This window comes from Geoalkalibacter subterraneus, from assembly GCF_000827125.1.
GTDB lineage: Bacteria > Desulfobacterota > Desulfuromonadia > Desulfuromonadales > Geoalkalibacteraceae > Geoalkalibacter_A > Geoalkalibacter_A subterraneus.
On record NZ_CP010311.1, the window covers coordinates 3,189,028 to 3,209,588 of the forward strand.

The 20,561-nt window shown below is 58.9% G+C and carries 22 protein-coding genes; all 22 read right to left on the reverse strand.

The window, feature by feature from the left end; translation table 11 throughout:
- Nucleotides 1–2: 2 nt before the first annotated feature.
- Entirely contained in the window at nucleotides 3–1,316 is a 1,314-nt protein-coding gene (flhF, locus tag GSUB_RS14915; RefSeq protein ID WP_040201512.1) for a flagellar biosynthesis GTPase FlhF, read from the reverse strand.
- Nucleotides 1,306–3,390, reverse strand: a complete 2,085-nt coding sequence (gene flhA / locus GSUB_RS14920) for a flagellar biosynthesis protein FlhA (protein WP_235269846.1) — start codon at nucleotides 3,388–3,390, stop codon at nucleotides 1,306–1,308. The genes flhF and flhA overlap by 11 nt, the downstream gene beginning before the upstream one ends.
- Nucleotides 3,387–4,454, reverse strand: coding sequence for a flagellar biosynthesis protein FlhB (gene flhB / locus GSUB_RS14925; RefSeq protein ID WP_040201514.1), 1,068 nt, complete (start codon nucleotides 4,452–4,454; stop codon nucleotides 3,387–3,389). The genes flhA and flhB overlap by 4 nt, the downstream gene beginning before the upstream one ends.
- 8 nt (nucleotides 4,455–4,462) lie before the next feature.
- Nucleotides 4,463–5,239: a flagellar biosynthetic protein FliR gene (fliR, locus tag GSUB_RS14930; RefSeq protein ID WP_052464980.1), complete on the reverse strand. Its 777-nt coding sequence runs from the start codon at nucleotides 5,237–5,239 to the stop codon at nucleotides 4,463–4,465.
- Between the two features lie 15 nt (nucleotides 5,240–5,254).
- Nucleotides 5,255–5,524, reverse strand: a complete 270-nt coding sequence (gene fliQ / locus GSUB_RS14935; protein ID WP_040201515.1) for a flagellar biosynthesis protein FliQ — start codon at nucleotides 5,522–5,524, stop codon at nucleotides 5,255–5,257.
- 73 nt (nucleotides 5,525–5,597) lie between these two features.
- Complete coding sequence (gene fliP, locus GSUB_RS14940) at nucleotides 5,598–6,335, reverse strand: flagellar type III secretion system pore protein FliP (RefSeq protein WP_040201516.1); 738 nt, start codon at nucleotides 6,333–6,335, stop codon at nucleotides 5,598–5,600.
- Nucleotides 6,332–6,712: a flagellar biosynthetic protein FliO gene (fliO, locus tag GSUB_RS14945; protein ID WP_052464981.1), complete on the reverse strand. Its 381-nt coding sequence runs from the start codon at nucleotides 6,710–6,712 to the stop codon at nucleotides 6,332–6,334. The genes fliP and fliO overlap by 4 nt, the downstream gene beginning before the upstream one ends.
- A gap of 9 nt (nucleotides 6,713–6,721) precedes the next feature.
- Complete coding sequence (gene fliN, locus GSUB_RS14950; RefSeq protein ID WP_052464982.1) at nucleotides 6,722–7,069, reverse strand: flagellar motor switch protein FliN; 348 nt, start codon at nucleotides 7,067–7,069, stop codon at nucleotides 6,722–6,724.
- A 12-nt stretch (nucleotides 7,070–7,081) separates the two neighbouring features.
- The gene (fliM, locus tag GSUB_RS14955; protein WP_040201517.1) at nucleotides 7,082–8,074 is read right to left on the reverse strand and encodes a flagellar motor switch protein FliM; all 993 of its coding nucleotides are present in this window, start codon (nucleotides 8,072–8,074) and stop codon (nucleotides 7,082–7,084) included.
- Nucleotides 8,075–8,133: 59 nt separating this feature from the next.
- Nucleotides 8,134–8,628, reverse strand: a complete 495-nt coding sequence (locus tag GSUB_RS14960) for a flagellar basal body-associated FliL family protein (protein WP_040201518.1) — start codon at nucleotides 8,626–8,628, stop codon at nucleotides 8,134–8,136.
- 23 nt (nucleotides 8,629–8,651) lie between these two features.
- Nucleotides 8,652–9,416 carry an OmpA/MotB family protein gene (locus GSUB_RS14965; protein WP_040201519.1) on the reverse strand — a complete coding sequence of 255 codons (765 nt, stop codon included), beginning with the start codon at nucleotides 9,414–9,416 and terminating at the stop codon, nucleotides 8,652–8,654.
- Between the two features lie 3 nt (nucleotides 9,417–9,419).
- Entirely contained in the window at nucleotides 9,420–10,196 is a 777-nt protein-coding gene (locus GSUB_RS14970; RefSeq protein WP_040201520.1) for a motility protein A, read from the reverse strand.
- Between the two features lie 382 nt (nucleotides 10,197–10,578).
- Nucleotides 10,579–11,850, reverse strand: coding sequence for a flagellar basal-body rod protein FlgF (gene flgF / locus GSUB_RS14975; RefSeq protein WP_040201521.1), 1,272 nt, complete (start codon nucleotides 11,848–11,850; stop codon nucleotides 10,579–10,581).
- Nucleotides 11,851–11,996: 146 nt separating this feature from the next.
- Nucleotides 11,997–12,389, reverse strand: a complete 393-nt coding sequence (locus GSUB_RS14980; protein ID WP_040201522.1) for a TIGR02530 family flagellar biosynthesis protein — start codon at nucleotides 12,387–12,389, stop codon at nucleotides 11,997–11,999.
- Nucleotides 12,390–12,391: 2 nt separating this feature from the next.
- Complete coding sequence (locus GSUB_RS14985; protein ID WP_040201523.1) at nucleotides 12,392–13,060, reverse strand: flagellar hook assembly protein FlgD; 669 nt, start codon at nucleotides 13,058–13,060, stop codon at nucleotides 12,392–12,394.
- Between the two features lie 20 nt (nucleotides 13,061–13,080).
- Nucleotides 13,081–14,607 (reverse strand): flagellar hook-length control protein FliK, encoded by a 1,527-nt coding sequence (locus GSUB_RS14990; protein WP_040201524.1) that lies wholly within the window; start codon nucleotides 14,605–14,607, stop codon nucleotides 13,081–13,083.
- Nucleotides 14,608–14,665: 58 nt separating this feature from the next.
- Nucleotides 14,666–15,163, reverse strand: a complete 498-nt coding sequence (locus tag GSUB_RS14995; protein WP_052464983.1) for a MotE family protein — start codon at nucleotides 15,161–15,163, stop codon at nucleotides 14,666–14,668.
- Nucleotides 15,163–15,600 carry a flagellar export protein FliJ gene (gene fliJ, locus GSUB_RS18245; RefSeq protein WP_052464984.1) on the reverse strand — a complete coding sequence of 146 codons (438 nt, stop codon included), beginning with the start codon at nucleotides 15,598–15,600 and terminating at the stop codon, nucleotides 15,163–15,165. The genes GSUB_RS14995 and fliJ overlap by 1 nt, the downstream gene beginning before the upstream one ends.
- Before the next feature lie 313 nt (nucleotides 15,601–15,913).
- The gene (locus tag GSUB_RS15005; protein WP_040201526.1) at nucleotides 15,914–17,236 is read right to left on the reverse strand and encodes a FliI/YscN family ATPase; all 1,323 of its coding nucleotides are present in this window, start codon (nucleotides 17,234–17,236) and stop codon (nucleotides 15,914–15,916) included.
- Complete coding sequence (locus GSUB_RS15010; protein WP_158414099.1) at nucleotides 17,236–17,928, reverse strand: FliH/SctL family protein; 693 nt, start codon at nucleotides 17,926–17,928, stop codon at nucleotides 17,236–17,238. The genes GSUB_RS15005 and GSUB_RS15010 overlap by 1 nt, the downstream gene beginning before the upstream one ends.
- On the reverse strand, nucleotides 17,921–18,928 hold the full coding sequence (fliG, locus tag GSUB_RS15015; RefSeq protein ID WP_040201529.1) for a flagellar motor switch protein FliG: 1,008 nt from the start codon (nucleotides 18,926–18,928) through the stop codon (nucleotides 17,921–17,923). Before fliG ends, GSUB_RS15010 begins: the two co-directional genes overlap by 8 nt.
- 31 nt (nucleotides 18,929–18,959) lie before the next feature.
- Entirely contained in the window at nucleotides 18,960–20,537 is a 1,578-nt protein-coding gene (gene fliF, locus GSUB_RS15020) for a flagellar basal-body MS-ring/collar protein FliF (protein ID WP_040201530.1), read from the reverse strand.
- Between the last annotated feature and the right edge of the window lie 24 nt (nucleotides 20,538–20,561).

Genomic DNA, 20,561 nt, shown 5'->3' on the forward strand with positions numbered 1-20,561 from the left:
TTTTATCCCATGATCATGCGGGCGATCTTCTTTGAATCCGCCACCAAAATGTCTTCCGGCACCCGTTGCCCGTTGGTCAGATAAGCAATCGGGAAGTTGTGCCGCAGATGCACGTTGAACAGCGCTCCGGCCTGCGAGCACTCATCGATCTTGGTGAAAATCAGGTTGTGGATCGCCACCCGGCCGAAGCGCGTCACCGCACCGTAGAGATCTTCGTCACGGGTTGCGGCCGACAGCACCAGGTGGTTCTCCGTGCCCAGTTCCGGCGCCAGGATATCCGCCAGCTCGTTCAGGCTGGTCTCGTCGCGCGGGCTGCGCCCGGCGGTGTCGATCAGAATCAGATCCTTGTCGCGGTGACGGTTGAGCACGCCGCGCATCTGCTTGGGTGAAACCACCACTTCCACCGGCACATTCATGATCTCGCCGTAAACCTTGAGTTGTTCCACCGCCGCGATACGGAAGGTGTCGATCGTCACCATGGCCACGCTTTTGCCGCCGTGCAGCAGATGGTCGGCCGCCAGCTTGGCGATGGTTGTCGTCTTACCGACTCCGGTGGGACCGATCAGCGCCAGTCGCCGCTGCTGTTTCTGCGCCGGGGGCTTGGCCTCGACCCGGATCAGGTCGCCGATCACGTCGGCAAAGATGGCGCGCATCACCTCTGGGTCGCGCCTCTGGGCATCGGACGCGCGCTGGCAGGCGAAACGTACGATGGTTTCAGCGGCCTCATGGTCGATGCCACGCTCGCGCAGCAACGCAACCAGCCCGTCAAGACCCTCCTCGTTCCCCTTTGTCCCGTTCGCGCCAGACCGTGCGCGGCGGCGAGACGGGGCTGCTGCAGCGAGTTCGTCTCCAGCGGTCCCCGGCGACCCGCTGACGGGAGTCCGCGCCTCGTTGATGAAGCCGCGCATCATGCTTTTAAGTTCATCGATCTCACCGCGCAGCGTGTCAAATTCCCGCGGGTCACGCCGGGGCGTCGCTTCGGGCACCGCTCTCTGAGTTGCAGCGGCGCGGTTTTCAGCCCAGATCTCGTCGTAACTCAGTTCATCTTCGAAGGACGGGCGCCTGCGCCCGCCGCGGGAAGAAGCCAAAGCCTTCTTTTCGCGCATCGCCACCGGTGTCGTCGTCCCGACGCTTCTGGCCGCCTCGCCGGAGGGTTCAACGGCGGCCGTCACCTCGAGGATCGGCTTGCCCAGCACGCCAAGCCCTCCCTTGCGGATGGTGCGTGTCGACAGTATCAGCGCGTCGGGTCCCAGGGTTTCCTTGACCTTCTTCAGCGCCGAAGCCATATTTTCCGATTCAAAGACCTTAACCAGCATTAGCCTTCACCGTTCCGACCGAGCGGATCTTGAGATCCGGGGCCACTTCGTTATGGGAGATCACCATGAGATTGGGCAGATAACGCTCGGTCAACCTTTTGACGTGAGCACGAATCGCAGGCGGACACAGCAACACCGGGTCTCCTCCAGCGTATTGCTGGATCGTCTCGCCCAGCGCACTCAGAATATTCTGGGCGCTGGGGGGATCAAGCGCCAGGTAGCTGCCCTGACCGCTTTGCTGAACGGCATCCTGAATGCGGGCTTCCACGTCGCGCGCGAAGGTCAGCACCGGCAGCACGCCGTCATCGGTCACGTAGTTGGCGCAGATGGCACGCGACAAGTTGCGGCGTACATGCTCTGTCAGCATCTCGGGGTCCTGTCCGGCCGGAGCCCAGTCGGCCAGGGTCTCGAGAATGGTCCGCATATCGCGGATCGAAACATTTTCACGCAGCAGATTCTGCAGCACGCGCATCACCGTTCCTAAGCTCAGCAAATCAGGGACCAGTTCCTCCACCAGCTTCGGGTGGCTCTTGGCGAAGTTATCCAGCAAATTCTGTACCTCTTGCCGTCCCAAAAGCTCGTGAGCGTGTCTTTTTATGATTTCGCTGATGTGAGTGGCCATCACCGTCGTGCAATCGACCACCGTGTAGCCGGCGATCTGGGCCCGGTCGCGCTTCTCGTCGGAGATCCACACTGCAGGCAGACCGAAGGCCGGTTCCGTCGTCTGCACTCCTTTGAGATTTTCGGTGGCGGTGCCCGGATTCATGGCCAGGAAGTGGCCGGGCAGCATTTCGCCGCTGGCGATGGTGACGCCTTTGAGAAGGATGTTGTATTCGTTCGGCTTGAGTTGCAGGTTGTCCTTGATGTGCACGGGGGGAACGATGAAGCCCATCTCCAGGGCAAACTGTTTGCGGATCGATTTGATGCGCGGCAGCAGATCGCCCTCCTGATTGGCATCGACCAGCGGAATCAGGCCATAGCCCACTTCGAGTTCAAGCAGATCAATCGCCAGCATCTCTTCGTAGTTTTCCGGCTCGGCGGGCAGGGCCTCCATCTCCTCATGCTCTTCACGTTCACGCTCCTGCGTCTGGCTCTTCTGCACCCGGTAGGCCACAGCCCCAACCGCGACCGAGAGGATAAAGAACGGGATATGGGGCAGCCCTGGGATCAGGGCGAAGAGCAGCAGAATTCCCGACACGACCCACAGCGCTCGCGGATGCATACTGAACTGCCCCTTGAGTTCGCTGCCGAAATCGCCCAGCCCCGCCGTGCGGGTCACCAGGATGCCGGCGGCGGTGGAGATGACCAGGGCGGGGATCTGTCCCACCAGGCCGTCGCCGACAGTCAGGATGGTGTAGTTGGCCGCCGCTTCGGCCATGGGCATCCCCTTTTGGAGCACACCGATGACGAAACCCGCACCGATATTGATCAGGGTAATGATGATGCCGGCAATGGCGTCGCCGCGCACGAACTTGCTGGCACCGTCCATGGCACCGTAGAAATCGGCTTCCTGAGTGATTTCCTTGCGGCGGCTGCGGGCATCCTCTTCGCTGATGAGCCCGGAGTTGAGGTCGGCGTCGATGGCCATCTGCTTGCCCGGCATCGCATCGAGGGTAAAGCGCGCCGCGACCTCTGCCACACGCCCCGCGCCCTTGGTGATGACCATGAAGTTGATCACCACCAGGATGGCGAAGATGACAATCCCCACCACGTAATTGCCCCCCACTACGAACTGGCCGAAAGACTGAATCACGCTTCCCGCCGCCCCCGGTCCCTGGTCGCCGTTGAGCAGAATCAGACGGGTCGAGGCCACGTTGAGCGAAAGGCGGAACAGGGTGGTGGCCAGCAGAATCGCTGGAAATCCGGCAAAATCCAGGGGACGCACCGTGTAGAGGCCGATGATGAGGATCAGCAGCGCCACTGTGATGTTCATCGACAGAAAGATATCAAGCAGCAGCGGCGGCAGCGGAATGATCATCACCATCAGGATGGAGACCAGCCCGAGAGCCACGATCACGTCGCTGCGAATGACCGATTGTCTGAAATTGAAATTTTTCAGTGCATCCTGAATCACTGTTTGCGTCCTTTGAGGCTGTAGACATAAGCCAGAATTTCGGCAACCGCGCGGAACATCTCCTCGGGAATCGGCTGCCCTAGCTCCACCTCGTACAAGGCCCGTGCCACCGGCACGTTTTCCACCAGCGGAACATTATTTTCGGTGGCGATTTCCCGAATTTTCATGGCCACGGCATCCGCCCCCTTGGCCACCACAACCGGCGCGTCCATCTCGCCTCGCTTATAGGAGAGGGCCACCGAGAGGTGAGTCGGGTTGGTCACCACGACATCGGCCGTCGGGACTTCGGCCATCATGCGCTTGCGCGCCATCTGCATCTGGATGGAACGGATTTTTGACTTGATGTGAGGATCGCCTTCCGTCTCCTTGTGCTCCTCCTTGGTTTCCTGCTTGGTCATCTTCATCTTCTCTTCCATCTCGTAGCGCGTGAAAGCGTAATCGATGACGGCCAGCAGAATAAGGATGAAGCAGGTTTTCACCAGGATCCAGAACGCCACATAGGCGATGAAGTTGATGGTTTCCACCAGCTCCATGTCCATCAGGTACATGGAGTTTTCAAATTCACCGGCGACAGTGCGATAGGCCACAAAACCCACCAGAAGCACCTTGGCGAGCGACTTGAGAAGGTCGATGATCATGCGCTTGGAAACAAACTTCTTCATGCCGCTGATGGGATTGATCTTGCTGAGCTTGGGCTCCATCGGCTTGAGGGTAAACAACCACCCGATCTGCGCAATGGAAGCGACAAACCCCATCACCAGCGCCAGCAGAAAAAGCGGGGCCAGCATCAGGGCGATCTTCTGCATCAGCATGGTCATCAGCATCATCACCGAAGACGGTGTCACTTCGAACTCGGCCGAACGGCGCCAGATCGTCGCCAGAATCTCGTTGAGACTGCGCCAGAAAGGCGGTGCATAGAAAAACCACAGAATCATGGCGGTGGTCATCAGCAGGGCGGTGTTGACCTCGCGACTCTGTGCCACTTCGCCTTTTTTGCGGAAATCCTCCCGTCGTTTGGCTGTGGCTTTTTCTGTTTTTTCCTGTCCGCCCGCATCTTCCGCCATGGGTTCTCCTACAACAGCTCGAACAGCGTCATGAACTGTTCGGGAAGTTTTTGAAACTCACGTGCCAGAATCGTGGCGAACAGACTCATGGTCAGGCCGATGACGATGAAGGCAATGCCGATATTGAGGGGGAATGACAGAAAAAACACGTTGAGTTGCGGAAAAACACGCGCCATCACCCCCAGCACCAAGCTCGAGAGGATCAGGATCGCCAGAACCGGCGCACTGAGCTTGACCCCAAGCACGAAAATAGTGACCGACAGGTCAACGATATAGGTAATGGCATTACCGCTGACGTCTGCTGTACCGGGGGCCAGAAGTTCAAAGCTTTCGGCAATCGCGCGCAGGAAGAGGTGATGCATATCCAGCGAAAGAAAGATCAGGATCGCCACAACGTTCTGGAACTGAGGCACCACCGAGATCTGTCTCTGGGTCTGGGGATCGAAGATATTGGCCGCGGCGAAGCCCATTTTATAACTGACCACGGTTCCGCCGAGAATGACCGCGCTGAAGACAAACTGCGCGACAAAGGCCAGCATCAACCCCACCAGCGCCTCGCGCGCCATGAGCAGTGCCAGTACAAAGGGATCAAAGGCGATGGCGGGAATCGTCGCTTCCACGACGGGGAAGACCAGAATGGCAAGCATCACCGCCAGCCCGACCCGAATGCGAACCGGAACCTGCCCCCCGCTGAACACCGGCATGACGGCGATCAGAGAACCGACACGCGCCAGGCAGATGAGGAATGCCTGGAATTTTTCCATGGAGAACAGGGTCAGATCCACAGGGGAGGTGTCCTTTTACCCGCCCAGAGTGGGAATGGTGTCGTAGATCGACTGAGTGAAGGAGATCATGACCTTGATCATCCAGGGCGCGAAAATCAACAAAGTCACCAGCACCGCGACAATTTTGGGGATGAAGGTCATGGTCTGCTCATTAATCTGGGTGGCGGCCTGAAAAATGCTGATGGTCAAGCCGGTGACCAGCGCGACAATCAGCAGTGGCGCCGTCAGGGTCAGGACGGTTTCCACCGCGCGGCGGCCGATATCGACAACAAATTCGGGCGTCATGCACGTCTCCTTATTGAGTTTGTCTCATCTTAAAAAGGGACTGTCCCAGTCTTTCGGGGCCGGTGTACGCAGATCAGCCGAAACTTCGGACCAGCGATCCGACAACCAGCTCCCAGCCGTCCACCAGCACAAAAAGCAGCAGTTTGAACGGCAGAGAAATGATAATGGGCGGCAGCATCATCATCCCCATCCCCATGAGGACCGAGGCGATGACCATGTCGATCACCAGGAACGGGATATAGACCAGAAAACCGATTTGAAAGGCGCGTTTGAGTTCCGACAGCATAAACGCGGGGATCAGAGTCAGTGTCGGGATATCGTCACGGGTTTCGGGCTGATCATTGCCCGAGATGCTGACCAGCAGCGCCAGGTCGCTTTCGCCGACCTGTCTGAACATGAACTCGCGCATGGGCACAACTGCCCGCTCCACGGCGGAATTGAAGGCAATCTCTTCATTGAGGTAGGGCTGCAGCGCATCATTGTTGATCTGGTTGAAAACAGGCGCCATGATGAAGAACGTCAGAAACAGAGCCAGCCCCAGGATGACTTGGTTGGGCGGCGCCTGCTGAGTTCCCATGGCGTTGCGCACAAAGCCCAGCACGATGACGATGCGAGTGAAACTGGTGGTCATCAACAGGATCGCCGGTGCGACCGACAGAACTGTGAAAACGAACAGGATGCGCAGCGCAGTGGCCACCTCCTGAGGGCTGTCGGCCTCGGTCACTCCGAAGGTAATGCTCGGCATCCCCTGCGCCTGAGCCACCACCGGACAAAGCAGCAGCAGAGCCACAACGGCAAGAATGCGCTTCATTGCGGCGCCTCCATCTCGCTGCGCAGCGCTTTGTCGAAGTCCGGCTCCCGGCTTGCGCCCAGGTCGCACAACATCTCGATGCGATCAGCACTGACGCCGAGCAGTAACTCCCGTTCACGCACCCTCACCAGAAACAGCCCCTTACGGGGCCCGAGCCCGCGGGTTTCCACCACCTTGATGCGCCCTTCACGCTGACCGGGAATCATTTTCAGCCCCCGCCGCGACAAGGCATAGACGAGCAGCATCACCCCGATGACCAGCGCCAGCGCGGCCAGCACCTTGAAGCTGGCGGCCAGCATATCGCCGCCGCCCGCTTCAGTTGCGGCCTGTACCGAGGTCGGTATGCTGAGCATCAGGAGAAGGGAAGGTTTCTTCATGACGAGCGCCTATCCCAGCTTTTCCAGGCGTTCGGCGGGGCTGACCACGTCGGTCAAACGCAGACCGAACTTGTCGTTGACCATCACCGCTTCGCCCCGTGCAATCAGACGCTGGTTGACATAAACGTCGAGGGGTTCCCCCGCTAGTTTGTCCAACTCCACCACAAACCCCTCACGCATCTGCAGCAGATCCTTGATCAGGATGCGCGAGCGGCCCACTTCCACCGACACCTGCAGGGGCACATCCAGCAGGAAATCGAGATTTTTCATTTCTTCGCCTGCCGCGTTGGCACCGCCATTGGCATTGCCTGCGGGCTGACCGTTTTCGGCGACATTCCCGTTTTTACCGTTGCTCATATTTGATCTCCCTCAGACCTTGCCCGTAATGCGGACGGCCTTGTGACCGCTCTGCAATCCCGGCAGGGCTAAAAATTTGTGTTTGTCCTCGACAAAGATCTTAAGCGGCGAATTGGGATCACACCCCAGGTCAATAATGTCGCCGATCTCGAGATTGAGAATCTCCCGCACCATCAATTCGACGTCTCCCAGATGGGCCGACACCGTCACGCCTGTCTCCCCCACTTCTTCCCCGATGCGCTGTGCCCACAGGGTTTCGCGGCGCCCCGGGGTGCCGATGGTGCGCTCCTTGAGCTTCTCCCGCAGCGGATCGAGGGTGGTGTGGGGGATGGCCAGAATCATCTTGCCCTTGAGATTATCCACCGTGACGGAAAATGTGGTGATGTGCAACGCGGCATCCGGTGGCACGATGGACACCATGCGAGGGTTGACTTCGACCCGCAGGAGGGAGCATTCAAGTTTTTCCACCGGCGCGAACGCTTTCTGCAGATCCGGGCAGGTATCGGCAATAATCCCCTTGACCACATTGATTTCAATGGCGGTCATCATCCGGTCAAAGATGGTGAACTTGCCGCCGGTGTTGCCGCCCAGCATCATCTCCAGCATGGAATAGGACAGCTGCTCGTCGAACAGCACCAGGCCGCCGGCCTTGAGAGGATCCATGCGGATCACCCCGATCAGCCCGTTTTTCGGCAGCTTGTTGAGGAAAGGTTCGTATTCCTCTGTTTCCATGTCGGCCCGCTTGACCGACACCGAGGTCTGCAGCCGGTTGGTGAGGGACATGCCGTAATTGCGCGCGAACATGTCGAGCAGAATGTCGATATTCTGAAAGCGGCCGCGCCCCGAATTCTGCATGCGCAGCAGATCCAGACGCGACACGGATTTCTCCGCAGGGGCGGCAACCTTCGCGGGCTGCTCGTCCCCTTCGGGATCGGTCTCGATCTCACCGTCCTGCACTGCGGCCAGCAGCTCGGCAATCTCTTCTTTTGACAGGATGCGTTCCACGCAATACCTCGTTGGTTCAACCGGCGTTATCCATGACAGACAGGGGCGGATCGAGCCTGCTATTGAACGACAAATTCAGTGAAATAGATTCTTTTGACCCGCGTGTTCTTGAGAATTTCGTTGATCCGCCCCAGCATTTCGGCGCGCAGCTGCAGCTTGCCCTGCAGGTCGCGCAGCTCGTCATAGGTCTTGTTGCCCGCCACCAGCAACACCGCATCGCGAAGCTGCGGCATGCGCTTGCTGATTTCCCCGGTATCCTCCCCCTCAACCTCCAGGGTCATGGCGGCCTTGAGGTAGCGCGTCCCGTCATCATCAAGGATATTGACGATAAACGGCTCGATATCCACCATGGGTCCGATAACTGCGCTTGTGCCTGTGCCTGCGGAGACCTCGCTGCCCACCGGCGCCAGGGTCGCCCCTGACTGGCTGGTACCGAGAAAATAGGCTGCAGCGGCAATCCCTGCCGCCAGAATGATTGCGATGACAACCATCATCAGCATCTTGTTATTGTTTTTTCCGGATTCCTGGGCTTCGCCCTTCTTCTTTTCCGCCATGATTTTTAATCTCCAGAATCTTTCTAAAAGGGGAGCTGTTCCCGCGCATCGATTAGATAGGGGAGTTCCTCGCGGGTCGAGCTGGTGCTTTCCAGTACAAATTCCACCCTGCGATTAAGACTGCGGCCTTCGTCCGTGTCGTTGGGGCCAAGGGGGCGCTGCGCGCCGTACCCCACCGCCGAAAGGCGCTCGATATCCACCAGTTCTTCCTGTATGAAAAATTTCAGGACACTTACGGCGCGCATCACGGAGAGATCCCAGTTGGACATCCCCTCGCTGCGAACGGGAGTATCGTCGGTGTGTCCTTCGATGCGCAGATTAAAAGGCAGCGGTTCGACCATGGCCGCCACCTTGCGCAGCACGGGATAGGCTTCGGTTCGCACCGTGGTGCTGCCGGGGGCGAACAGCACCGCGTCATTGACCCGCAGCACCACCGCGCCGCGATCTTTGACCAGGGTGATGTCGCGATCGAGCTTGAGACGCTGCAACTGCACAATAAGCCGCTTGTACACGCGTGAGGTGTAATCGTCCATAATGGGAAGAAATTCCACCACCCGCGGCTGGTCCACCGAGGTTTCCGTCTGGCTGCTCAACACCCCGAACGCCCCCTTGAGGGAACCCATCACTTCCTTGAACTTCATCTTGTCGAGCTGAGCCATGGACAACAGCAGAACAAAAAATGTCAGCAGAAGGGTGACCATGTCGCTGTAGGTCACCATCCACAAAGGAGCGCCCGCCGCGGCTTTTTTCTTCTTTTTTTTCGGTCCGCCGTTGTTCTCTTCAGACACGGTCTACCCCTTTTTCTTGTTGAAGAAACTGGCCCGATACTTGGGTGCGACAAAGGCGTGCAGCTTCTGCTCCATGATGCGTGGATTTTCCCCGGCGAGAATCGACTTCATCCCTTCGGAGATCAGAGTTTTCTTGAGAATCTCTGACTGGCTGCGATTTCTGAGCTTTCCGGAAACCGGCAGAAAGAAGACGTTGGCCATCACCGCGCCATAGAAGGTCGTCAGCAAAGCCATAGCCATCGCGGGGCCGATGGTGGAGGGATCATTCATGGTCTGCAGCATCTGCACAAGACCGATCAGAGTCCCGATCATCCCCATGGCTGGAGCGTAAGTGCCCATGGCCACAAAAATGTCCGCTCCCTCCTCGTGGCGCTCCATGATGTATTCGATCTCCCGGTCGAGCATCTCCTTCATGGCCTCCGGCTCTTGTCCGTCAACCGCCATCTGCACCCCTTTGATGAAAAAGGGATCCTTGATCTCAGAAATCACCGACTGCAGGGAGAGAATCCCCTCCTTGCGCGCCTTGTTGGAGTAACGGATCAAGGCGTCGATGGTGTCGGAGGGCTTCTCCTCTTTGTGGAAAAAAGCCTTTTTCAAGACCCCGAACGCCCGGGAGACCTCCTTGAAGGGATAGTGCACCAGCGTTGCGCCGAGGGTTCCACCGCTTACGACAATAAGGGCAGCAAAATCGATGAAAATCGTGATGCCGCTGCCGGACATGATCGCCATGATCATCAGTCCAAACGCAGCGATAATGCCGACAATGGTAGAAAGGTCCATGTGGGAAAACCTCGAGTTGGTCGTTTTCACGCAGCGCCGGGCATCTCAGGCGCCCGGCAGTCATTGATTGAGCAAATGCTGTGCCATGAATGATTATTTTTTAAAGAGATCAAAAACAGAGGGCGGACGCAGTCCGCCCCTACAATCGCCGTCCCCCGTAGGGGCGCATTGCATGCGCCCAGACCCAGGCCAGAATAACCACCACCAGTAGGGGCGAGGCGCTGCCTCGCCCGGGCGACCCACCGGGTCGCCCCTACGGGAAAATATTTCCACAACCGAATGGACCCAGGGGCAACCATGCCGCCCCATCACCGCCCGCAGGTGTCAAAAAAAGGGCCGTCCCTTCGGGAACGGCCCTCTATGTCAACTCCTTGACTCCTGCTTAACGCTTGAGGTTTATCAGTTCGGCCAGCAGCTCGTCGGTCGTGGTAATAATCTTCGAGTTGGCCTGGAAGCCGCGCTGGGTGGTGATCATCTTGACGAACTCCTGCGCCAGGTCGACGTTGGACTGCTCCAGGGCATTGGTGAAGATCTTGCCCAGCTCAGAACCCGGTACGCCAGTGCGAATATCGCCCGAAGCGTCAGTCGCCTCATAAAGGTTGCTGCCCGCCTTAGCCAATCCACCGGGGTTAGGAAACTTGGCCAGGGCGATCTGGCTGACTTTCATCCGCTCACCGTTGGAATAGTTGGCGGTCACCACGCCATCGCCACCAATAGCAATTTTGACCAGCGAACCGGCCCCATAACCGTCCTGGCCCTGGGAGATGACGATAGAATCACTGCTATATTGGGTCGTATTAAAAGAGAGGTCGATATTCTGAATATCTGCACCATTGTCCCATTCCAGGGCACCGGGGATAGTCGCGCCTGTTGCTCCCGCAAGCAGCTTCCCATTGATGTCAAACTGCAGAGTCCCGCTACCTACTAGCTCAAGAGCCCCTGGAGTCCCGCCAACAAGTTCGCCCCCATCGACTACCGTATTCCAATCCCACTCATTAGGGTTAGCATCAGACTTGGTAAAATAGGTCGTGACGAGATGAGTATTCCCTAACGAGTCATAAACCCGTGTGGAATTAGCATAATTTGAGCTTCCAACGGGGTCGGTCACATCAAATCCCCCCACAATGCCTTCAGCATTGGAGTCAAGATTTGTGGTCATGTTTATATTGGCGGTCTGCCGCGCCGGGATCAGAGTGCCAATATCTACCTGAATATCGGTGGGATCCCCCGCGGACAGGGTGCCATCATCCTGGAATGCCTTACCCTGTACGCGCAACCCTTCCGGATTGACAAGGTAACCGTTTTCATTGAAACGGAAGGCCCCCGCACGGGTATAAAAGGTTTCCTGTGAATCATCTGGCTTTACAATGAAAAAACCATCCCCCTCGATAGCCAGGTCGGTATTCGATTCAGTATTCTCAAAAGTTCCTTGACTGAAGATATTATCGACGATGGAAAGCTGAACACCGCGACCAACCTGTGAGGAGCCGCCGGAGCCGGAAATACTGGCCGACAACAGGTCGGAAAAAACCGTACGGCTCGACTTGAAGCCGACGGTATTGGTGTTGGCGATATTGTTGCCGAGTACGCTCATGGCGTTGCCGTTGGTGTTGAGGCCGGATACGCCGGTGTAGAGTGCGCTGTTGATACCCATGTGCTTTATCCTCCGTGGTGAGGGGCCGCCTCTGTCGGTCGGCGGCCCGCGAACCTCCTCGGTGAGGACCGGTTCGGTTGGTTATTATCGGCTTTGGGCTTTGGGCTTTGGGCTTATGCCTTCAGCCTTATGCCTTCAGCCTGCTATTATGCGATCACTGCGCTGTCGATGTTGGTGAAGACATTGCCGCGCAGGCTGTCCTGGTCGACGACGGTGACGACGGTGTTGTTCTTGACGCTGACCACCAGGGCGTTGTCGTCGAGCATGACCAGTGAATCGCGGCCGCCTTTGCTCTGCACCGTGTCGACGGCGGTCTGCAGCCGCACCATGTCGGCGTCGCTGAAGCTGATGCCGCGGCTTTCCATGCGGGCTTGGGCGTGGCGGGAGAACTGCAGTTCACCCTTGCCCTTGAGCTGCCCCTGGAAAACCTCGTCAAAGGACGGCCCGGATGGCCGCTTTGCGCCCTGCGCCCCCGGCGGCGGGGTCTGCCGCACCGGCGGAGCGACCGGGGGATTATAGATCCCGAATTTATCCGTCATCGTCACATCTCCCTGACGCTGGCGATGTGGCCGAGCTGAAATTCGCCCGCGTCGGATACCAGCCAGTGGCCGTCTCCGCGCATGTCCACGCCGCGAATGGTGCTTTTCACCAGCGCCTCGGACGACAGGGTTTCATCCTGAGCGTTGAGAGCCTTGACCACCAGCTGATAATCCCCTTCAGGCAGAAGCTTGTCGTCAAGACCGATACCGTCCCAGTCGATGAAATGCTCTCCTGCGGCAGTTTTCTGCACCGGGATTGACGCCTTGTTGACGCCGTTGCCGTCGATCACATGCAGGCTGACATCGGACGCTTCACTTTCAAGCCGATATCCCAATTTCATCGGATCACCGCTGAAGCGGAATTTTCCGTTGTCGGCGACGACTTCCTTGCCGATCAGGGAGAGCGCGGAGAGTCGCTCCATTTCTCCGGAGCTGGTCACGACTTCTCCCAGGTTTTTGTTGACTTCAAAAAGCTGCTCCAGCGAACTGAATTGGGCCAACTGCGCGGTGAACTCGGTGGGATCCTCAGGGTTCATCGGATCCTGATTCTGCAGCTGGGTCACGAGCAGAAGAAGGAAATCCTCCTTACCCATGGTGCCGGCGCCCATGGCCTGGGCAAAAGAGCCGGAAGCAGCGGCTGCTGCGTTGGTTGTATCGGTTATGGCGGACATGAAGATGTCACCTCCCTTGCTTAAATGTGGACACTGATACCCTGGCCTGCGCTCCTGGCGGAGAGAGCCGCCTGCCGTTCGTGTTCAACCACCGCTTCAGAAACCACGGGGCCCTGACTGAAACGACGCCCGTGCTGTTGCTCCTGCGATCCCTGGCCAAACAGGGTGTCGCGCCCCCCCGACTGGCGGGAGTCGAGACTGACCTCCACATCGTCGAGCTGCAGCCCCTGCTGCGCAAAGGCTTCGCGCAGGCGCGGCATGTGACGTTCCAGAACTTCCTGCACCTGGGCCGTCTGGGCGTGGATATGGGCTTTGATGCCGCCCTTTTCCATCACCAGCTCCAGCCTGAGTTCACCAAGCTCTTCAGGGTGAAGGCGCAGTGTCATCTGGCTGCGGTCTCCGTTGGCCTGCAGGTTGATACTGCGGGCCACCTGATCGAGCAGTTGGTTTTCCTGCATCAGCAGCCCCGAAGGTGTCTGAAACATTCCCGGCGCGGCAGGCGTCGGACTGCTCATGGTGGTGGACCGCGTACTGTCGAGGGTGAATTGCACGCTCGATTCATTGCCGGCAGAGGTTGCTGAAGGCAGCGCGGATTCCCGCGGGAAAAAACCTTCAAAATCCCGTTGACCGGCATCGCCCATACTGCCGCCGCCCAATGCGGCCGTCGGCATGGCGGAAGGTTGAGATGCAACCATCTGCACCCGGGGCTGATCCCCCTGGTTCTGGCCTTCTGCCCGAGGCTGAAAACCGAACAATTCACTGAAGCGGCTTTCCAGGTTTGCCGAACTGCGTCCTGTACTTACTGAGCGTAATGAAGCCGCCTGGGAGTCATCCAGTACCTGCTGGGTGGTGCGCACCGATGCCAAAACGCTCTCATCGGCCTGGCCGCGCCCACGCCGTAAAGCCTGGGTCAGCAAAGCTTCGAGTTCTGTGCGGGCCGGCATTTCCCGCCGCGCAACAGCAGGTTCCGTTTCAACGGAACGTTTCTGCACCTCCACGTCAAGATCCTGGCCCTGTCCCTGTTGAGATTCCCTGAAAGCCTGTTGAGACTGTGCCTGCTGAGGTTGTACCTGCTGAGGCTGTACCTGCTGAGGCTGTACCTGCTGAGGCTGTACCTGTTGAGGCTGTAGCTGTCCCTGCTGAGCCTGACCTTGCCGCTCTCCAGCCAGGAATTCGCCGGCTTTCTGCGAAATCGGGGCATTTTCCGCCTTCACCTCCGCCGCTACAGCGAAGTTTTCCAGCAGCGCGATCAGTTCATCCGTGTCAAAACGCCTGTCACTCCAAGCGTTTTCGAGCTGCGCCGCGCCCTCTTCACCCTGCAGCCACTGCAGAAACTGCTGCTGCTTTTGCGGTTGGTCCAGCCCCAGAGCGTCGAAGAGTGCCGCCAACAGATCTTCAGCGGCTTCTCCGGAAGGGGGTTCATTCCAGCCCAGTTGCTGCAGTGCGGCGAGAAAACCTTCTGCGCCCGAGCCGTCACCGATCACAGATCCCTGCCCCGCACTGCGGGGCGCAAACATTTGCGCAAAGTCGATTCCAAGCATGTTCATCTCTTTTTCACCTCCTTTCGCTTTATTTTCGAGGGATTTACCCCTCACGCCCCACCAGCTATTCCGCCAGTGAGGAATAAGAAACTGTCAGATCTGCCGCCGTTTCACGCTCCATCTCTTGCAGGATCTTGCCGGCGGACTTGCCTCGCATCCCTTCGAGAATGGCCACCGCAAGATCCTTTTCCAGGGAGGCGATGACTTCAGCAGCTTTGAAGGGGTCCATCTTTTCGTACATTTTGCTCAGCTCTTTGGCTTTACGGACCTCAGTTTCGTCTTTTTCGGTCAGCATCTGCGCCAGTTCGGCGCGTCGCTGCTCCAGGTCAGCGAGTTTCTTATCGACCTCCTCGCGCAGAGTCTTTAGCTCCATTTCACGTTGGGCAACTTTTTGCTCACGCTCCTGAAGAAGCTGCCGCGCCTCGCGCAACTCGGCAAGAATCCGGCGTTCTTCCACCGTCGCAGCACTGACAGCCGTAGAGTTCTCGTCAGCCTGCCCGATACGGTCGGCGGAACCAACAAACAGGCACAAAAACAGCAGAAACAGAATTCGCTTGGTCATCAGAATCTCCGGTGAAACTGAACCGCAATCTCGTCCAGCACCGCCGTTTCGCGACGCTTGAGTTCCTGTTGAAACTGCAGATTCTTTTTCTCTTTGAGTTTTTCGAGCAGCTTTTTGTCCCTTGCGGCGTCAGCCAGGGTTTCGCGCTTGCGCACGATCTGGTCCCGCAGCCGGTCCATACGATCTGCCAGGTGAGCCAGCTGCTCGATCTTGGAACTGATGCGGTGGTGATAGAGCAGCAGTTCGTCGGTACTCACCCCCTGCTGTTGCCGCGCTTCAAGGTCGCGATACAAGGCGCCGAGATCCTGTTCCTTCACCTGGATTTCCTCCATCAACTCGGCCTCTTTCTGCAGGCAGCGCCCGAGATCCTGTTTCGCCTGATCTTCCAGGGTCTGACGGTAGTTGAGAACGGGCTGAAGCTTGAACTGGTTTTTCATCCTGCACCTCATCTGAAAGCAGATAGCCACGAAGGCTCTAAGATCTCTAAGAAAGTCGAAAAATCAGCGTACTCTTTGCTCCGCCGACAGCGGGGGAGCAATCTCGCTATGCTCCTCCCCCCAGCGGGGGGAGGTTGGGAGGGGGGGGAAGCCTGTCTCAAAGCACTCCGGAGCTGCTGCCCCTACAGCCCCCACCCTAGCCCTCCCCCGCTGGGAGGGGATCAATCATTGGCTTTCTTGGCGCTCTTAGCGACTTTGTGGCGAATTAAAGATTTTCCAATGCATTCACCGTTCCAAAATCCGCCGTTCTCTCTCAGCGCAGTTCTTTGCGGCGATCGAGGACCAGGCCGGCCATATCTTCCACCGCGTCTTCGAGGGCGACCTTTTCGTCCATGCCCTGGCGCAGAAAATCGGTGACGGCATCGATGCGGGTCAGGGTGTAGTCGATCTTGGGGTTGCTGCCCTTGGCGTAGGCTCCGATATTGATGAGGTCTTCGGCTTCCTTGTAGGTGGCGAGAATTTCGCGGATCTGGCCGGCGTACTTGGTATGCTCGGCAGAGACGATGTCACGCATGACGCGGCTGGCCGAGGTGAGAATGTCAATGGCGGGGTAATGGTTTTTGGCGGCAAGATCGCGCGACAGCACAATGTGTCCATCGAGGATGGAGCGTACCGAGTCGGCGATGGGTTCGTTCATATCATCGCCTTCCACCAACACGGTGTAGAGCCCGGTAATGCTGCCCTGGTTGCGGAATGAGCCGGCTCGTTCCAGAAGTTTGGGGAGGGTGGCGAATACCGACGGGGTGTATCCCTTGGTGGTGGGAGGTTCGCCGATGGCCAGCCCCACCTCGCGCATCGCCATGGCGAAGCGGGTGACCGAGTCCATCATCATCAGCACGTTGGCGCCACGGTTGCAGAAATACTCGGCGACAGTGGTGGCGACAAAAGCACCGCGCATGCGCAGCAGCGGCGACTGGTCGGACGTTGCGACCACAACGACGGAGCGGGCCAGTCCCTCCGGTCCCAGGTCGCGCTCCATGAACTCCATCACCTCGCGACCGCGTTCACCGATCAGGGCGATCACGTTGACATCGGCGCGGGCGTGTTTGGCCATGGTGCCCAGCAGCACGCTTTTGCCGACACCGGACCCGGCCATGATTCCCATCCGCTGCCCCTTGCCGCAGGTCAGCAGGGCGTTGATGGCGCGCACGCCGAGATCGAGAGGTTCTTCGATCTTCTTGCGGTGCATGGGCCCGGGGGGAAGACTGTAGAGGGGCAGCTCGCGCTCGGCAGAGAGGGGCGGACCGTCATCGATGGGTTCGCCCATGGGACCGATGACGCGCCCGAGAAGTTCCTCGCCCACCGGCAGGGTGGCGCTCGGACGGCGCACCCGGATCAGGCTGCCGGGACCCAAGCCGCGAAGATCACCCAGCGGCATGAGCAGCGCCTGAGAATCCCTGAATCCGACGATTTCCGCCGGCACCGGCTCACCGCCTCCCAGAGGGGAGAGCTCGCACAGGGTACCCACTGAAGCTTCCGGGCAGTAACCTTCGACAACCAGCCCGACGATACGGGTGACCTTGCCGAGCACCCGCACCGACGGCACTTCGCGGATGGCATTGAGCAGCGCATCCATCAGCTCTCCTCGAGATGCGCCAGCAGACTGCGGCGGATCTCTTCCAATCGACTGTCGAGGGTGGCGTCGACCTGGCCGAGCTGACTCTCCACCACGCACCCGCCGCGGGTAATGGCGGGGTCCGTTTCAAGGCGGATATTTTTCAGCCCGCTGATGGCCGCCATAAATAGCGGCTTATTGTCGGTGACCACCGCCAGATCGTCGGGATGCACCCTGACCTGGTATTCATCGGTCTTGAGTGCATGGTGCATGGCCTGCTTCAGTGTTTCGAGCACGAATTCGGGACGGGTCGCGATTTCCGCGCCGATGACCTGCTCGGCGATAGCCATCACCAGCCGCACCATATCTTCGGTGCTGCGCCGCAGAGTCCCTTCGCGCAGGCGGCTGATCTCCCGCAGGGCTTCGCCCAGGGCGTCGGCGGCACTGACCAGGTTGGCTCCAGCCTCGGCCAGCGCCTCTTCACGTCCACGCTGGTAGGCCTCGGCCAGCTGCTCCTCGCTGATGCCCTGCGCTGCGGCTGCGCCGCCGGAGTCTTCGCCGCGCGGCGTTTCCACCACCGGGGCCCGCGCCACCATGCTCTCCTGCACGAAAGGGGAACCCCCGTTTTCACCGCCGGCATCCTGTTCGGCAAAGTCGACAAATCGCAGCGCCTTGAGCTGGCAGGTATCATCGATACGGAAGACCCTAGACAAGGGCATCCTCCCCGCCGCGGCCCGGGATGACCAGCTGGCCCTCCTCTTCGAGCTTGAGCGCGACCTGCAGGATGGCCTGCTGCATGGCCTCGACCTCGGAAACCCGCACCGGGCCCATGGCTTCGAGATCCTCCTGGATCATCTCGGCAGCGCGCTGGGAGATGTTGTTGAAAATCTTGTCCTTGACGTCGTCGGAAGCGGTTTTGAGTGCCATGGTGAGGGTATCGTTGTTGACCTCGCGCAGCACCATCTGCAGGGAGCGATTGTCGAGCTGCACCAGGTCGTCGAAGGTGAACATCTTCTTGCGGATGGTTTCCGCCATCTCCGGGTCGGTCGCCTCGATGGAGGCGAGAATGGCCCGGTCGCCCCCCTTCTCCAGGCGCCCGAGCACCTCCACCACCTTGTCGATGCCGCCCACCTGCTTCTGCTCTTTGCTGACCACCACGCCGATCTCGCGCTGAAGCGCATCCTCGATCTGAGCGATGACTTCCGGAGAGACCCGGTCGATACAGGCGATGCGGTACATGACATCGGCCTGCAGGTCTTCGGGAAGTTGAGACACGATCCGTCCGGCATGCTCCGACTTCTGGGTCGAGAGGATCAGGGCGATAGTCTGGGGGTGCTCGCTTTCCAGCAGGCTGGCCACCATGCGCGGCTGCATCATGGAGATCGTCTCGAGCGGGCGCCCCTCGGTGCCGGCGTTGACCTGATCGAGCAGGCTCTCGGCCCTTTCGTCGTCGCCCGAACCACTAATGGCGCGGCGCACGAAATCGTGGCCGTTGACAAACAGGCCGACGCTTTTGGCCTGCACACGGCGGCACTCTTCCATCACCTCGCGGGCGATATCGGCCGGGACATGATCGATGGACATCATGGCGCGGCTGATCATGCGCACTTCGAGATCTTCGAGTTCGGCGAAAATAGCGGCGGTGGCTTCCTCGCCGAGGCACAGCAGCAGAATCGCTGCCTTTTCCACGCCGGATAATTTGGAATACTGCATCACATCAACCTGCCGGAGGGTCTGTTTACAATCAATTTTCCTTGAGCCAGGTCTTGATCACCTGCGCCGGGGTCGCCTTTCCGTTAAGCACTTCGCGGCGCATGGCCCGCATGGGATCCTTGCCTTTGGCTCCAGGCAGCATAGGAGTTTCATCCTCCATTTCCGACTCAAGCTCTTCGACGGTCTTGTAATGCTCGACCATCTGCGCCTCTTCCTTGATCGAGCGCACCATGGGGCGTATCAGCAGGAAGTAGAGCAGCGCTCCACCCAGAGCCAGCAGGGCGTATTTGATCAGCGGCCAGTACTGCCAGAGCAGATCGATGGGGCCGGTCTCCTCCACGGGGACGTCGATCATGCCGTTCTCGAAGGGCATCGAAACCACCTCGATCTGGTCGCCGCGTTCCAGGTCAAGTCCCAGGGCGCTGGCCACCATGTTGCGGATCGAGTTGAGATCGTTGTCATTGCGGGGAACCGTGGCAGGCCCTTCGGCAGCCGGCGGGGCCGGTTTTTCACCGACCAGTACAGCGACAGACAAATTCTTGACACCGCCGACGGCCCCGACCGTGCGACTGATGACCTTGCTGATTTCGTAATTGACGGTCTCTTCACTGCGGCTGGAGTTGTTGCCGCCGCCAAACCCCATCTCGCCGCCATCGAGGTTGGCTTTGACGCCGGGGACGCCGCCCACAGCCGCCGAATCACTCTGTTCTTCGGTCACCTGTTCACTGCGCACGGCGGAACGGTCGGGGTCAAAAATCTCTTCGGTCTTTTCCACCTGAGAAAAATCGAGCTCGGCGGTGATTTTCACCATGGAACCGCCGGGGCCCAGGGCACGGTCCAGCAGCGCCTGCGCGCGCTCTTCCAGGCGCCTTTCCACCTGTTGCTGATAATCGAGCATCCCCGGCGTCATGGGGCCGTTGAACCCTTCGTCGCGTCGCTGGGTCAGGGTGCGGCCGCTGGAATCGATGACGGTGACGTTTTCGGGATTCATCCCTTCAATACTGCTCGCCACCAGGTGCACAATCCCTTGAACCTGGTTGTCGCTGGGAGTACGCCCTGCTGCCAGCCTCAAAATGACTGAAGCGCTGGCTTCTTTCTGCTGTTCGCGAAACAGGCGCTTTTCCGGCAAAGCCAGGTGCACCCGCGCCCCTTCCACCAGGGAGAGGTTGGAAATGGTACGCGCCAGCTCGCCCTGCAGTGCACGCTGATAGTTAACCTTCTGGGCAAAGTCGGTCATGCCGAAGCTCTGCTTGTCGAAAAGCTCAAACCCGATGCCGCCGCCCTGGGGAATCCCTGAAGCGGCCAGCTCAAGACGGACTTCATACACCTTATCGGCGGGCATGTAGATGGATTTGCCGTTATCCTCAATACGGTAGGGCAGATTGTTCTCCTTGAGCCACCCCACCACCGCCCCTGCATCACTCGGATCGAGGTTGGAGTAAAGCAGGCGGTAATCGGCATCGCGCGCCGACCAGATCAGCACCCCGAACAGCACCAGGCTCAGCAGTCCCACGCCGAGAAAGCTCAGCTTGCGCTTGAGCGGCCACTGCTGAATGACTTCAAGCAGGTTTTTCGGCGGTTGTGGTTTCTTTTTTTCTTCTTCGGCCATCGGCCAGATACCTCATGTCAAAAA

What these genes read in the sequence shown, in the direction of transcription:
- fliG (WP_040201529.1), bottom strand. Translation starts at nt 18,928, where the DNA reads ATGCAGTATTCCAAATTATCCGGCGTGGAAAAGGCAGCGATTCTGCTG.
- GSUB_RS14980 (WP_040201522.1), bottom strand. Translation starts at nt 12,389, where the DNA reads ATGACGGATAAATTCGGGATCTATAATCCCCCGGTCGCTCCGCCGGTG.
- fliN (WP_052464982.1), bottom strand. Translation starts at nt 7,069, where the DNA reads ATGAGCAACGGTAAAAACGGGAATGTCGCCGAAAACGGTCAGCCCGCA.
- GSUB_RS15005 (WP_040201526.1), bottom strand. Translation starts at nt 17,236, where the DNA reads ATGGATGCGCTGCTCAATGCCATCCGCGAAGTGCCGTCGGTGCGGGTG.
- fliJ (WP_052464984.1), bottom strand. Translation starts at nt 15,600, where the DNA reads ATGAAAAACCAGTTCAAGCTTCAGCCCGTTCTCAACTACCGTCAGACC.
- fliO (WP_052464981.1), bottom strand. Translation starts at nt 6,712, where the DNA reads ATGAAGAAACCTTCCCTTCTCCTGATGCTCAGCATACCGACCTCGGTA.
- fliF (WP_040201530.1), bottom strand. Translation starts at nt 20,537, where the DNA reads ATGGCCGAAGAAGAAAAAAAGAAACCACAACCGCCGAAAAACCTGCTT.
- GSUB_RS14960 (WP_040201518.1), bottom strand. Translation starts at nt 8,628, where the DNA reads ATGGCGGAAAAGAAGAAGGGCGAAGCCCAGGAATCCGGAAAAAACAAT.
- GSUB_RS14985 (WP_040201523.1), bottom strand. Translation starts at nt 13,060, where the DNA reads ATGTCCGCCATAACCGATACAACCAACGCAGCAGCCGCTGCTTCCGGC.
- flgF (WP_040201521.1), bottom strand. Translation starts at nt 11,850, where the DNA reads ATGGGTATCAACAGCGCACTCTACACCGGCGTATCCGGCCTCAACACC.
- GSUB_RS14970 (WP_040201520.1), bottom strand. Translation starts at nt 10,196, where the DNA reads ATGGACCTTTCTACCATTGTCGGCATTATCGCTGCGTTTGGACTGATG.
- GSUB_RS14990 (WP_040201524.1), bottom strand. Translation starts at nt 14,607, where the DNA reads ATGAACATGCTTGGAATCGACTTTGCGCAAATGTTTGCGCCCCGCAGT.
- flhB (WP_040201514.1), bottom strand. Translation starts at nt 4,454, where the DNA reads ATGGCGGAAGATGCGGGCGGACAGGAAAAAACAGAAAAAGCCACAGCC.
- GSUB_RS14995 (WP_052464983.1), bottom strand. Translation starts at nt 15,163, where the DNA reads ATGACCAAGCGAATTCTGTTTCTGCTGTTTTTGTGCCTGTTTGTTGGT.
- flhF (WP_040201512.1), bottom strand. Translation starts at nt 1,316, where the DNA reads ATGCTGGTTAAGGTCTTTGAATCGGAAAATATGGCTTCGGCGCTGAAG.
- fliP (WP_040201516.1), bottom strand. Translation starts at nt 6,335, where the DNA reads ATGAAGCGCATTCTTGCCGTTGTGGCTCTGCTGCTGCTTTGTCCGGTG.
- fliQ (WP_040201515.1), bottom strand. Translation starts at nt 5,524, where the DNA reads ATGACGCCCGAATTTGTTGTCGATATCGGCCGCCGCGCGGTGGAAACC.